Below are 13417 nucleotides of genomic sequence, written 5' to 3'. Positions count from 1 at the left end.
ATTATCTTGATTGTACCCAAGCAACGGCGTTGGTGCGATATTGTGATGTTAAATCAGGCTACAATAGTGTCTTATCTGTTTTTTTGGAGCATATTTGAAGTATGAGCACATCAGAATCCAATGGCTTGGGTACTTTATACGTTGTGGCAACTCCCATTGGTAATCTTGAAGATATCAGTGCTCGAGCCTTGCGTGTTTTAACTGAAGTCAGTCTTATTGCTGCTGAAGATACACGCCATTCTACTAGACTCTTACAGCATTTTGGTATTCGTACCCCTTTAGTTGCTTGCCATGAGCATAATGAGCGAGAAGAGGGAGGGCGCTTTATTACTCGGTTGTTAGCTGGAGAGGATATTGCTCTCATTTCAGATGCAGGAACACCGTTGATTTCAGATCCAGGTTACCATCTTGTGCGCCAAGCAAGAGCAGCTCAGGTGCAAGTGGTGCCAGTGCCAGGCGCTTGCGCTTTAATTGCGGCACTATCTGCTGCGGGCTTGCCTTCAGATCGCTTTGTTTTTGAAGGCTTTTTGCCTGCGAAACAAGTTGCGCGCTGCACGCGATTGGAGACTGTCAAAGCTGACTCGAGGACCCTCATCTTTTATGAAGCACCGCACCGTTTGCTCGATAGTGTTGCGGATATGCGTGATATTTTTGGTGCTGAGCGACAGGCAGTCTTAGCGAGAGAGCTTAGCAAAGCTTTTGAGACCATTAAAGGTTTACCATTGCAGGAAATGTACGATTGGATTGCGGCAGACAGTAATCAACAGCGAGGTGAGTGCGTCATTTTGGTGGCAGGCTATCAAGCACCTGATGATGCAGATGAAGTGCAGCCAGAGGCGCAACGTATACTTGAACTGCTTATGGCTGAACTACCGCCTAAGCGTGCTGCGGGCTTGGCTGCTCAAATTACCGGGGTGCGTAAAAATGCACTGTATCAATGGGCTTTAGCTAATAAGACGTCTAAGGGGTAACTGGGTAAAGCTGACCGCGGCTAGGCCGTGTTTAATCAGCTGACGAATATTGTTATGTTCAGTTTTTTCAGGGTTTGCCAAGACCCAAGCATAGTGCTCACCAAAAGCTAGCAAGGTTTCTTCTGTGCTCAGCTTTTCTAGTAGTGCTAAGCCTAGAATTTTACAAGAACCTTGATTGCTACCGGCAGGATTATGTAGCTCTGCATTATCAAAGGCACGGGGCGTATATTGGTAGTGAGCATCGATAAAAGCCAGAGTGTCAGCAAATTGATGCCCTGGCTTGCGAATGGCTTGTAGGAATGCTGTTAGAGTCATGATGAGATTGGACGGTGTGCTGTTAATGTAATAGAGACAGAGTCAGAAAAACGTAAAGCATGCGGCTTATCCACTTCAACTTCAGCATAACGTACCTGTTCGTGACGCATCACGCAGTCCAACACCTCTTGAGTTAAGCGCTCAAGCAATGCGAAGCGATTTTCTTCGACGTGCTGAATGATCTCTTTGGTGATGGTGCGGTAGTTCAATGCATGGTTAATATCATTGATAGTTACCGCATCCTCTGCAGGATAGAACAAGGTGACGTTGATTAAAATATCCTGTTTATTGCGAATTTCATCTTCATTGATACCGATGTAAGTGCGCAAACGCAGATTTTTAATGCGAATCCGCGCCATGCCCGGTTCTAAGCGTGCCATAAATTAGTGACTCCGAATCAGTTGCAGGAATTCTTGGCGAGTGGTGCCAGAATTGCGGAATACACCTAACATAGCCGATGATGTCATGACCGAGTTTTGTTTCTCTACACCGCGCATCATCATGCACATATGTTTTGCTTCAATGACGACTGCTACACCGGCTGCGCCCGTAACATTTTGCACAGCATCTGCAATTTGACGGGTCAAGTTCTCTTGAATTTGTAAACGTCGAGCAAACATATCGACAATGCGGGCGACTTTAGATAAACCAATAACCTTACCGGTGGGGATGTACGCTACATGAGCTTTGCCTATAAAAGGTAAGAGGTGATGCTCACAGAGTGAATAAAGCTCAATGTCACGTACAATTACCATTTCATCGCTTTCAGACTCAAAGAGAGCACCATTGACAATATCATCTAAGTTTTTTTCATAGCCATTGCACAGGTATTGCATTGCCTTTGCGGCGCGCTTAGGCGTGTCGACTAAGCCTTCGCGGTCAGGGTCTTCGCCAAGACCTACTAGAATTTCGCGGTAATGCTTACTTATTTCTTCACACATGATTAACTCTCCTGGTCCAGCATTACTTAAGATGCCGGCCACCATTAACGGTAAGGGTTGTGCCGGTCACATAAGGTGTATCCAGTAAGTAACGCAGGCTTTGGTAAATAACTTCTGGGCCAGGCACTGTGCCCAACACAGATTTGGCTGTTGCACGGCGCTGATATTCATCATCATCATCAGGGTGCAGCATGATTAATGCTGGCGCGATTGAGTTTACCTTGATATGCGGTGCAAGGCTGGCAGCGAAAGATAAGGTTAAGTTATCCAGTGCGGCCTTACTGGCACAGTAGGCAATCCGACGAGCACTGCCTTTGCGGGTAACATCATCGGTGATATGGATAATATCTGCATTGGGAGATTGACGCAGTAAAGGTGCGCAGTGCTCGTTAATCAAATATGGAGCGAGCACATGTACATTTAACATTTGCGTAAAAGCTTGGGTGTCAGCCCCCTCTTCAGCAATCCAAAGTGATGCATTGTGGATAATCGCGCGTAATTTTGGGGTCAGATTTGTGAGTTGCTTAATAAAATTTAAAATGCCGTGCTCGGTAGCAAAATCTGCTTGAATGCACTGGACACCCAGTTCGCGTAACGTGGTGATTTCCGCGCGCTCTTGGCGGTAGCTGATGATTATAGGCTGTCCCGCTTCGATAAAGCGCTGAACGCAATGTAGCCCTAATCGTTGAGAGGCACCAGTTATGAGAATGGGCGCAGTATCACTCATATGCATAAGCCTTGTTTTAATCGTTTGCGTGCAGCTCAACTTGAGCCTGAGGCGCTGTGTCTAGGGTTGGTAAACTTATACTAGAGTAAAGGATTGTACAACCTACAAACTCTAAGCTTATCGCCTTTGTTACAGTATGGGGGATTCTTGTTATGATGGGGTGATAGGTGAGTTTTCAAAATATTTTACTTGGTTTTGATAGGGCGGTTGCAGAGCATGTCGATGAATGTGGTGATTGTTTCTGGCACGGTATTTGGCGCAGCAGAAGATGTTGCGCATCATGCTGCAGAATTCCTAACTGAAGCAGGCTTGAGTGTCACTTATAAACCGCGCTTATCTTATGCCGAGCTCATAGCCTTAGATGCTGATGCTCTTCTGTTTGTGACATCAACCACAGGGATGGGAGAGTTGCCTGAGAATTTACAGCCGTTAGTGAGGGCTTTACGTGATCAACCACCGGCGTGGTCCAGTATGCTAGGTGCTGTAATAGGTTTAGGCGATGCTTGTTATGGTGAGGATTTTTGCGCTGGTGGTGAAGCAATTCGAGAGTTGTATGCGGAGTTAGGTGTCATAGAGTTACAGGAAATGTTGCGTTTGGATGCCAGTGAGACTGTTACCCCAGCCGACGATGCTGAACCTTGGTTGGCTGATTTTGCAGCCATTTTGACTGAGTAGGGATGCATTGTGAAAAAAGTTGTTAAAGCTCGGAGTTATCTGGCACAAGCTGGCAAGTTTAAGCGCAAGCCAAAGCCACAAACACGCCGTATGGCCAAAGAACCAGCAGAGCCGCGTTTGTTAATGCTGAATAAGCCTTATGATGTTTTAACTCAGTTTACCGATGACTTGGGTCGAGCTACATTAAAAGACTATGTTCCGGTTACTGAGGTCTATCCTGCAGGGCGTCTAGATAGGGATAGTGAAGGATTGGTTTTATTGACCAATAGTGGGCGTTTGCAAGCGCGCATTGCTGATCCAAAATATAAATTATGTAAAGTTTATTGGGTGCAGGTTGAGGGAGAGCCGCAAGAGGAACAATTACAGAGGTTGCGCAATGGTCTGGAGTTAAAGGACGGGTGGACCGCACCAGCTCAAGTAGAATTGATAGCTGAGCCTGATTTGTGGCCGCGCACTCCACCAGTACGAGAGCGTAAAAAAATCCCTACTGCATGGCTGCAGCTCACGATAACTGAAGGGCGTAATCGGCAGGTGCGCAGGATGACGGCGGCGGTAGGTTTACCGACTCTGCGCTTGGTCCGTGTGCAGATTGGTAATTGGAAACTGGGTGACTTACCTACAGGGCAGTGGCGTGAGCTTAAAATTTAATGGGGCGTTAGGTTACGACTCTTTGAATGGAGTCACAGGTTATAAACCTTTGACTGCTAACACGATTGTTTTAAGCAAAAAACCAAGGACACCTAAGCCTAAAGCAAAGAAAAGAACCGCTGTACCGTAGCGTCCAGCTTTAGATTTTTTTGCTAAATCCCAGACAATAAAAGCCATAAATAAAACAAGGCCGCCGACTAAAACGGTTATCATAATTTCTTCAAATACTTCAGGTTCCATAATTTTCCTTGGTGAAAACAGATGTTGGGTATGCTGTCAATCTGCAATTGACCGCTGTGATTTATATTGTTTTACCAGCATTTCAGGTTTTTTGTCATGTTGCATTTTGTTGCGCTGATACTCGGATGTCAAAGTGTTGCTAGGCAATAGCTGTTTTGAATAAGTATGTTAGAGATCTAGATGAGATAAAGGTAATGCTGTAGAAAGTTGTACATGGTTAAGAACAAAGCTTGAACGCACGCTGGTAACACCATCAATACGTGTCAGCTTTTCCAGCAAGAACTTTTGATAGTGTTCCATATCAGGGACTATCACTTTAAGTTGGTAATCGGCATCCATTCCTGTAATTAAGCTGCACTCTAGTACCTCAGACCATTGGCAAATCTGTTGTTGGAAATTGTCAAAACGCTCCGGTGTATGGTTGTCCATACCTATAAGAACATAGGCTGTTAAGGTAAGGCCAAGCTTTTTACGATCAAGCAGTGCGACATGTTTTAAAATGTACCCCGCATCTTCTAAGGCCTTCACGCGGCGTGAACAAGGTGAGGCTGATAAGCCAATATGTTCGGCGAGCTCCTGATTAGAAATTTGTGCATTGTGTTGCAGTGCTTGCAAAATACGTAGGTCATAGCGGTCAAGTTTTTCCATAAAGTGCCTGTTTCTCTATTTGTATTTCTTTACTGGGTTTTTGATTAGGTTTTTATTGCTTATATTTTTTATTTTTTGATTATTTATTGCTAATTTTTTTCGTAATGAGCTGATAACGCAATTATTAACTCACAAAGATTGTGTAAACTAACCTTAAGTTCACAGCTTGTATAGATTCAATGCCTAATCTGTACAGTCTTTATCGAGATTGGACAGGAAAAACATATTACCCTGTGTTTTTCAAGCAAGCACGATGACCTTACCCAGGTGGTCGAGAGAAGCAACGGCACAACTGTTGTAACAACAAGGGCGCATTAAAGGAGCATCTGCGAAGAGTGCTCCTTTTTTGTATGTGTTGGAAAAATTGGCTGAACAGTAGATTATGTTGTTAAAATTTCCATACAGTCTTTTCTTTGTAGTTGCTGATTGTTTGTGTAGCAGTTGTATATTGTGATGAGAAGAGGTGTAGCGATTCAGCAGGGATAGCAATATAAATATAATAAAAAAGGAGGTTAAACCTCCTTTTTTATGTGTAATGGAATGTTATGTGCCCAAGAGCCCAAAGGTTAAGCGGTTAAGCCAGCTACGCTTAGGTTTTTCCTGATCAAGGGCTGTGCGCACTGTACTAGGGATTTGTTCGGCAGCATTTTCATACTGACGAATAATGTCTTTGCTAGCTTGAGTTTGCTGTGGGCGCAACTCTTTATCGGAAGTAATCAAGCCTAGCGTGGCTTTACTTATCCAAGAGCGGTTGTCTACATCCTTTTCTCGGGGCTTAAAGTTGCCGCTAGCTAGGCTAGGGTGGTCAGGGTAGTTCAGCTTTAAGGTTTCTAAGCTGGTTTGTGCTAAATCGTCCAGCGCAAGGTGCTGGTAAGCTTCAGTCATAATAGCTAAACCGTCTCCCACTGAAGGTGTTTCTTGGAAGTTTTCAACAATATAGCGGCCACGGTTTAGAGCTGCCACGTAGGATTGGCGCTTTAGGTAATAATGACCGACGTGCACTTCATAAGCTGCTAAGAGGTTGCGTAAGTAAATCATTCGCTGTTTAGCGTCTGGAGCATAACGGCTATTGGGAAAGCGGCTGACTAGCTGAGCGAATTGATTGTAGGAGTCACGTGCGGCGCCCGGGTCGCGCTGGGTCATGTCCAGTGGTAAAAAACGGGCTACCAGGCCGCGATCTTGATCGAAGGATGCTAAACCTTTCATATAATATGCATAATCAACATTGGCATGTTGAGGGTGCAATCGAATAAAACGATCTGCAGAGGCACGTAAAGCCTCAGGCTCTAAGTTTTTGTAGTAGGCATAAATCAGCTCCAATTGTGCTTGTTCGGCATAGCGACCGAAGGGGTAGCGTGATTCTAACGCCTTAAGTTTAGTGATTGCGCTGGAGTAGTTCTTGTTATCTAGATTAGTTTGCGCTTGTTGATACAGCGCGGTTTCGCTTAAATCGGTGTCAATTTCCTTAGACGCACAGGCGCTTAATAAGGTAAAAAGAGCGATAAGTAGCAGGTGCCTTAAATGCATGATTGAGTACGCCGTTAAACGGTTGGCTGACTTGCAGTGAGCCGTCCTGTTATAGTGAACACCCTGAATCGTAATTCAGAGCAAATTATATTTTGTATTTAACCACAAGCGTGCGCTTGAAACCAAAGCCTACGCATTCTCTGTTGATGAGTATGCCAACAAATACGACTGAAACAATTCAAATATTCGCAACGGTTCCAGTAGAACTGGGTGGACAACGCTTAGATCAGGTTGCTGCACAGTTATTTCCGGAGCATTCCCGTTCACGTTTAACCACTTGGATTAAAGAAAAACGCCTGACCGTAAATGGTCAGTTCTTGCGGCCACGCGATATAGTTTACAGTGGTGTGCAGCTTGAGTTAACCCCCGAGCGCGAAGCGCAAGGTGAATGGGTTGCACAAGATATTCCGCTGGACATTGTCTATGAGGACGAGCAGATTCTGGTTTTAAATAAGCCAGCAGGTTTGGTGGTGCACCCTGCAGCAGGTCATCAAGATGGCACCTTGCTGAATGCATTACTGTTCCACGTTCCTGAGCTAATAGAGGTTCCGCGAGCAGGTATTGTGCACCGCCTCGATAAAGACACAACTGGGCTCATGGTGGTAGCTAAAACGCTTGAGGCGCACACAAGCTTAGTGGATCAACTTCAAGCACGTAGTGTAGGACGTACCTATGAGGCAATTGTAGTGGGTGTGATTACCTCTGGTGCAACCATTGATGCGCCAATAGGTCGTCATGGACAGCAGCGTCAGCGTATGGCTGTAACGGAAAATGGTAAGCCCGCTATTAGTCATTATCGCGTCCTGGAACGATTTCGTTCACATACACATACACGTGTCATGCTTGAAACAGGGCGTACCCACCAGATTCGTGTGCACATGTCTCATGTGGGTTTCCCATTGGTGGGTGATCCAGCTTATGGTGGGCGTTTTCGCATTCCACCTGCAGTGAACCCTACATTATTGGATGCGCTTAAAGAGTTCCCACGTCAGGCATTACATGCTCGCTTTTTGGAGTTGGAACACCCAACAACAGGAGAGCGTATGAAGTGGGAGGCCCCATTGCCTGAAGATTTGACTTGGTTGTTAACTTTGTTGCGGCAAGATCGGGAGGCTTTTGTCGGGTGAGTCAGCTGCCTTTTGATTGGTTTGAGCCAGATTGGCCTGCACCTAATAATGTGCGGGCCTGCGTTACCACGCGTAGTGTCGGTGATAGTTTGGCACCCTATGCGCACTTTAATGTAGGTGAGCATGTGGGGGATGAGCGATTACAGGTGCAGCGTAATCGGCAGTTTTTAGCAGAGGCATTGGGTTGCCAACCCTCTTGGTTAAATCAAGTGCATGGTAATTTGGTGGTTGATGCTGATGCCTCTCTAACTCGAACTGCTGATGCCAGTGTGTCTCGTGAAGTAGCATTAGCCAGCTGTATCATGAGTGCGGATTGCTTACCCGTTTTGTTCGCTGATCAAGCAGGCAGCTGTGTAGCTGCAGCTCATGCAGGTTGGCGCAGTTTGGTTGCAGGTATTTTAGAAAACACCGTTGCTCGCATGCAGGTTGCGCCATGGCAGATCATGGCGTGGTTAGGGCCTGCTATTGGTCCTAAGGTGTTTGAAGTCGGTGAAGAGGTGCGTGAGGCTTTTGTGCACTTACATGCTGAAGCTGAGCATGCTTTTGTCCCTAGTCAGAGTTCAGAGCGCTGGCTGGCTGATATTTATCAACTAGCACGTGTCCGCTTAGCTGCGTGTGGGGTGCAAGCTATTTACGGTGGCGGCTTGTGTACTGTCACAGATCCGCGTTTTTATTCTTATCGTCGTGATGCGCGTACGGGTCGTTTTGCCAGTCTAGTGTGGTTGACTCGGTAGCTCTGCATATTGAGGCTGTGACGTGGATACTATCCTTGCCAGCCAAACTTTCATCAGTTGTTTCTCCCTTCTTTTTACAGCGTTGTAATATCTAGCGTCGAATTATACTGACATTGATTTGGATAAAGTTTTATCTTTTATTTAGCGTATTTTGTGCTAGGCGTGTCTTAACACGGGATATCAGATGTAGTGTTAGAGTAATTCATCATAATTGTATTCTGGGAATGTTACTTGGGCGGTCTAAGTTGTTACCAGATTACCCAAATATATGCTTATGAAAATTATTCTTGGGTTGTGAAAATTAGAAGTACCGTCACAGTAAATAGATTAGCGGATTTATTTTTTTGTCTGCAAAGCACGGTGCTGTTAGTGTGTAAATGTGACTTATAGGTCAGAAATTTAGTTGGCACACTTACTGCAATAAGGTTATAGATAGAGACAGTTGATATATAGAAAGCTGCCAGATAGAGCTGGATAAGGGTAACAGTCAGCCTTTTGGTTGATTGGATAAAAAAGGGGGTTGGTTATACTGCCAACAGCCAAAATAATAAACGGAGTTGCATCTATGACTACACAAAAACAACAAGTATTGCGTTTGGCTAAGTTGCCATTTGCTATAGGTTTAGCTTCAGTATTAGCAGCACCAGCCTCAGCTATAACTTTTGACTTAGGGGAAGTTGAAGGTACGTTCGATAGTTCATTGTCAGTCGGAGCTAGCTGGTCAACGGCTAAGCCAGATAAGCGTTTTATTGGCAATGCCAATGGCGGTACAGGATTTACTCAGACCGGTGATGATGGACGTTTAAACTTCCAACGCGGTAAAACTTTCTCACAAATTTTTAAAGGTCTGCATGATTTAGAACTACGCTATAAAGATTCTGGAGTCTTTGTTCGCGGCAAGTATTGGTACGACACTGAGTTGCAAGACGGTAATCGACCACATAAAGATATCAGTAATAAAGGGCGTAAAGAGGCAGCTAAAACCCGAGGTGCGGAAATTCTAGATGCTTTCGTGTATCACAATTACCTTTTAGGTGATAATCCGGGCACTGTGCGTTTAGGTAAACAGGTCGTGAGTTGGGGTGAGAGTACCTTCATTATGAACTCCATCAACTCAGTTAACCCGCTTGATGCTTCTGCTTTCCGTCGTCCAGGTGCAGAGCTTAAAGAAGGTTTGATCCCGGTTAATATGTTCTATGTTTCTCAGAGCTTAACGGATCGTTTGTCGATGGAAGCTTTCTACCAGATTGGTTGGAAGCAAACGGTGGTGGATAACTGCGGTACTTTCTTTTCTACAGCAGACGTAGCGGCTGATGGGTGTAATGATAATTACAATATTCTTGATCGTCAGTTAACTGATCTACTTGTGGGTATTGATGGTGCTAACGCATTAGGAGTGTCTAATATCATTAACACTAGTGATGTGGGTATTAATTACTCAGCTCAAGAAGGTTTGATGGTTGCAAGAGGTAAAGACAATAAAGCCAAGGACGATGGTCAATTTGGTTTCGCCTTCCGCTGGCTCGGTGATAATACTGAGTATGGCGCCTATATGATGAATTATCATAGTCGTACACCTTTCTTAAGCATGAAAAATGCAAGTGCTAGTGCGCTTAGCGGTATGAATCTTGCTCAGGCAGCATCTTCCGTTCAAAATACAACAATTTTATCTCAAACTCTTGCGGCGGGTGGCAATATTGCGGCTGCTATGGCTAATCCCGGTTGGATTAGTGGGCCAGCGGATTTTGGTAATTTAACGGCTAACGCTCAAAGATTAGGTGGGGCTGCAGTTGCAGTGGGTAATGGCAGTTACTTTATGGATTACCCAGAAGATATTCGTCTGTATGGCTTAAGCTTCTCTACCACTCTGCCTACCGGTACTGCGTGGCAGGGTGAGATCAGTTACCGTCCAAACGCACCTGTACAAATTAATACTCAGCAAATGACCTTGGCGCTTTCAGCTCCTGTTAACCCTGACGCGTTGGGGTGGCAGAGTAAAGTTCCTGACGCTATTCAGAAAGGATATAATCGTAAGGAAATTACTCAAATTCAAACTACTTTCACTCACTTCTTTGATCAAGTGTTAGGTGCAAGCCGTGCCACTGTGGTTGGTGAGGTAGGCTTTACCCATGTTGGTGGGTTAGAGAGTAAAAACAAAATACGTTATGGACGCGATCCAATTTTTGGTGTGACAGGTAGTGCTATTGATCCAGGTGAGATGTCACTCGCTAAATACGGTGACCACGGCTTTGTCACCAAAAACTCATGGGGCTACCGTGTACGCGGTATCTTAGATTATAACAGTGCTATTGCAGGGATTAACTTGCATCCAAACATGGCGTTTTCCCATGACGTTGATGGTTATGGTCCAAATGGTCAGTTTAATGAGGGCTCTAAGGCTGTGAGCTTTGGTTTAGATGCAGATTATCAGAACACTTATACTGCTGGTATTTCTTATACGAATTTTTTTGACGGCCGCTACAACACCTTGAAGGACCGTGATTTCTTATCTGTTACGGTTGGTATGAACTTTTAATTAAGTGCGCGCAGTGCTGGCGGGGGAGGCAGCATTGCGCATCTTGTGTCTCCCAAATTTATAACTCTAAGGAAGACTAAAATAATGAAAACAAATAAAACTTTAACGCAAGTGGGGACAGCTTTTATGCTGTCACTGTTTGCCGCAAGCGTAATGGCAGCAGTATCGGCAGATGAAGCAGAAAAATTGGGTACAACATTAACGCCAATTGGTGCTGAAAAAGCAGGTAATGCTGCAGGAACAATTCCTGAGTGGACTGGTGGTTTAGCAACCAATGCTGCGGCAGTGGATAGCGGTGGTTTTTTATCTAACCCATATGCAGGGGAAAAACCGCTTTTTACTATCACCGTGCAAAATATGGATCAATATAAAGATAAGTTAACCCCTGGTCAGCAAGCGATGTTTAAACGTTATCCGGACACTTATCGTATGCCGGTCTATACCACGCACCGCTCAGCGAATATGCCTGCGGAAGTGGTAGAGGCGGCTAAAGCTAACGCTGTTAATACGAAGATGGTACAAAACGGAAATGGTTTAGAAAATTTTAGAATCGCTAATGCTTTTCCGATTCCCAAAAATGGATTGGAAGTCGTATGGAACCACATTACCCGTTACCGTGGTGGGAGTGTCAAACGAATTGTGACCCAAGCTACACCACAAACCAACGGCTCATACTCATTGGTTTACTTTGATGATGAGTTTGTTTTTCCAAGTAATCTGAAAGACTATGATTCAAGCAAGCCAAGCAATATTTTGTTTTATTTTAAGCAGCGTGTGACAGCACCCTCTCGTTTGGCTGGTAATGTGTTGTTGGTGCATGAGACCCTGGATCAAATTAAAGAGCCGCGCATGGCGTGGTTGTATAACGCCGGTCAACGTCGTGTGCGTCGTGCGCCGCAGGTGTCCTACGATGGTCCGGGTACTGCAGCAGATGGTTTGCGCACATCGGATAACCTCGACATGTATAACGGTGCTCCTGATCGCTATAACTGGAAGTTAAACGGTAAGAAAGAAATCTATATTCCGTATAACAGCTATGAGCTGGATTCACCAAAGCTAAAATATGACGACATCATCAAAGCGGGTCATATTAATCAGGATCTAACACGTTACGAATTGCACCGTGTGTGGCACGTTACTGCGACTTTAAAAGAGGGAGAGCGTCACGTGTATGCAAAGCGTGATTTCTTCATTGATGAAGATACTTGGCAAGCGGCTCAGATCGACCATTATGATGGTCGTGGTAACTTATGGCGTGTAGCTGAGGCGCATTCGGTTCACTACTTTAATAAGCAGGTTCCTTGGTATTCAATAGAAACAATTTATGACTTGCAGTCTGGACGTTACTTAGCTTTGGGCATGAATAACGAAGAAAAGAGTTCGTACGAATTCGGCGCTGAAGCAACGTCACGTGAATTCACACCTGCTGCTTTGCGTCAGGCAGGTGTGCGTTAATTCACTAAAACTGAGAGGTGGCATTGAGTCGGTTGAGTTGAATGTCGCTATGTTTCATGAAAAGCCAAGCTTTGTGCTTGGCTTTTTTTTTGCCTATAAAATTTTGAGAGGCTTCATTCAAGTAAAAAAGACCCGCTATAAGCGGGCCAAATTGTGTGAAGCCTGATAGGGAGATAACTTAAAACGACCTGTTCGCTTTTGAGTTATGGCTGATCTTGCAATCAGAAATGTAAATGATAATGATTGTTATTTTTAGGTCAAGAGGTTCTTAGTCGTCTATACACCTAAACATGTTGCAAGTTTATTCAAGGAGGATAGAAAAGTGCAGATTAGCATAACGAGTGCTCAAGCATAGGGTGATTATGTTAAGCTGCGCACCTCCGTTTATTTAAGAGTTTTATGCGGTTATGAGTAAAAGCGAAAACCCAATTTTTAAGGTGATCTTTGTCAATCAAGGCCAGGTCTTTGAAATGTATGCCAAGGCTATTTTTCAAAGTGATCTGTGGGGCTTTTTAGAAATAGAAGAATTTGTTTTTGGCGAACGTACTCAAGTCGTTGTAGACCCGAGTGAAGAGAAGCTCAAAGCGCAATTTGAAGGGGTGATTCGTAGTTATGTACCGATGCATTCCATAGTGCGTATTGACGAGGTAGAACGTTTAGGCGTAGCCACGATTACTGAGGCTGCTGCGAGTAATGTTATGTCTTTTCCTATGCCCGTGCCAACCAAATAATTTGCTGCTCAAACTTACACCACTGTTGTGTTTAGTTTATCAAAATCGCGTAAGACCTCGTACTTTTAGTGCGGGGATGGATAGCGAGGGCTGCGTAAGCAGCCCCTTAACCCCTAAACAAACACGCTAAAGTCTTTGCAGT

At 44.7% G+C, this 13417-nt stretch carries 15 protein-coding genes; 8 read left to right on the top strand and 7 right to left on the bottom strand.

The features are described 5' to 3' along the window. The first annotated feature begins 101 nt into the window (after positions 1-101). On the top strand, positions 102-971 hold the full coding sequence (gene rsmI / locus TOI97_RS01655) for a 16S rRNA (cytidine(1402)-2'-O)-methyltransferase (protein ID WP_321552377.1): 870 nt from the start codon (positions 102-104) through the stop codon (positions 969-971). Here rsmI and TOI97_RS01650 read toward each other — a convergent pair. The 4 genes from TOI97_RS01650 to folM are packed head-to-tail and all read right to left on the bottom strand — an operon-like array spanning position 945 to position 2954. Next, a complete protein-coding gene (locus TOI97_RS01650) occupies positions 945-1286 on the bottom strand; it encodes a HopJ type III effector protein (RefSeq protein WP_321552376.1) in 342 nt (113 codons plus the stop codon). The genes rsmI and TOI97_RS01650 overlap by 27 nt on opposite strands. Next, entirely contained in the window at positions 1283-1666 is a 384-nt protein-coding gene (gene folX / locus TOI97_RS01645; RefSeq protein ID WP_321552375.1) for a dihydroneopterin triphosphate 2'-epimerase, read from the bottom strand. Before folX ends, TOI97_RS01650 begins: the two co-directional genes overlap by 4 nt. Before the next feature lie 3 nt (positions 1667-1669). After that, on the bottom strand, positions 1670-2227 hold the full coding sequence (gene folE, locus TOI97_RS01640; RefSeq protein WP_321552374.1) for a GTP cyclohydrolase I FolE: 558 nt from the start codon (positions 2225-2227) through the stop codon (positions 1670-1672). A 22-nt stretch (positions 2228-2249) separates the two neighbouring features. Next, positions 2250-2954, bottom strand: coding sequence for a dihydromonapterin reductase (gene folM / locus TOI97_RS01635; RefSeq protein ID WP_321552373.1), 705 nt, complete (start codon positions 2952-2954; stop codon positions 2250-2252). A 222-nt stretch (positions 2955-3176) separates the two neighbouring features. Between folM and TOI97_RS01630 the strand changes: the two genes are divergently transcribed. Beyond that, a complete protein-coding gene (locus TOI97_RS01630; protein ID WP_321552434.1) occupies positions 3177-3629 on the top strand; it encodes a flavodoxin in 453 nt (150 codons plus the stop codon). 90 nt (positions 3630-3719) lie between these two features. Beyond that, on the top strand, positions 3720-4277 hold the full coding sequence (locus TOI97_RS01625) for a pseudouridine synthase (protein WP_321552433.1): 558 nt from the start codon (positions 3720-3722) through the stop codon (positions 4275-4277). Positions 4278-4316: 39 nt separating this feature from the next. Here TOI97_RS01625 and TOI97_RS01620 read toward each other — a convergent pair whose 3' ends face one another. From TOI97_RS01620 to TOI97_RS01610, 3 genes are all read right to left on the bottom strand, one after another. Continuing rightward, complete coding sequence (locus TOI97_RS01620; protein ID WP_321552372.1) at positions 4317-4517, bottom strand: DUF2788 domain-containing protein; 201 nt, start codon at positions 4515-4517, stop codon at positions 4317-4319. A gap of 168 nt (positions 4518-4685) precedes the next feature. Next, on the bottom strand, positions 4686-5165 hold the full coding sequence (locus TOI97_RS01615) for an Lrp/AsnC family transcriptional regulator (RefSeq protein ID WP_321552371.1): 480 nt from the start codon (positions 5163-5165) through the stop codon (positions 4686-4688). Positions 5166-5708: 543 nt separating this feature from the next. Continuing rightward, positions 5709-6692, bottom strand: coding sequence for an outer membrane protein assembly factor BamD (locus TOI97_RS01610; protein WP_321552370.1), 984 nt, complete (start codon positions 6690-6692; stop codon positions 5709-5711). 152 nt (positions 6693-6844) lie between these two features. Here TOI97_RS01610 and rluD point away from each other — a divergent pair, with 152 nt between their 5' ends. From rluD to TOI97_RS01585, 5 genes are all read left to right on the top strand, one after another. Next, complete coding sequence (gene rluD, locus TOI97_RS01605; RefSeq protein ID WP_321552432.1) at positions 6845-7819, top strand: 23S rRNA pseudouridine(1911/1915/1917) synthase RluD; 975 nt, start codon at positions 6845-6847, stop codon at positions 7817-7819. Positions 7820-7824: 5 nt separating this feature from the next. Beyond that, the gene (pgeF, locus tag TOI97_RS01600) at positions 7825-8553 is read left to right on the top strand and encodes a peptidoglycan editing factor PgeF (RefSeq protein WP_407651295.1); all 729 of its coding nucleotides are present in this window, start codon (positions 7825-7827) and stop codon (positions 8551-8553) included. Positions 8554-9118: 565 nt separating this feature from the next. Further along, complete coding sequence (locus TOI97_RS01595) at positions 9119-11089, top strand: DUF1302 domain-containing protein (protein ID WP_321552368.1); 1971 nt, start codon at positions 9119-9121, stop codon at positions 11087-11089. 84 nt (positions 11090-11173) lie between these two features. After that, positions 11174-12544, top strand: coding sequence for a DUF1329 domain-containing protein (locus TOI97_RS01590; RefSeq protein ID WP_321552367.1), 1371 nt, complete (start codon positions 11174-11176; stop codon positions 12542-12544). 407 nt (positions 12545-12951) lie between these two features. Beyond that, on the top strand, positions 12952-13275 hold the full coding sequence (locus tag TOI97_RS01585) for a DUF1820 family protein (protein ID WP_321552366.1): 324 nt from the start codon (positions 12952-12954) through the stop codon (positions 13273-13275). The last annotated feature ends 142 nt before the right edge of the window (positions 13276-13417 follow it).

The sequence above is a fragment of the Denitrificimonas halotolerans genome, assembly GCF_034259425.1.
Lineage (GTDB): Bacteria > Pseudomonadota > Gammaproteobacteria > Pseudomonadales > Pseudomonadaceae > Denitrificimonas > Denitrificimonas halotolerans.
The sequence above is the reverse complement of the archived record's forward strand: the minus strand, read 5'-3'. Positions and strand labels throughout refer to the sequence as shown.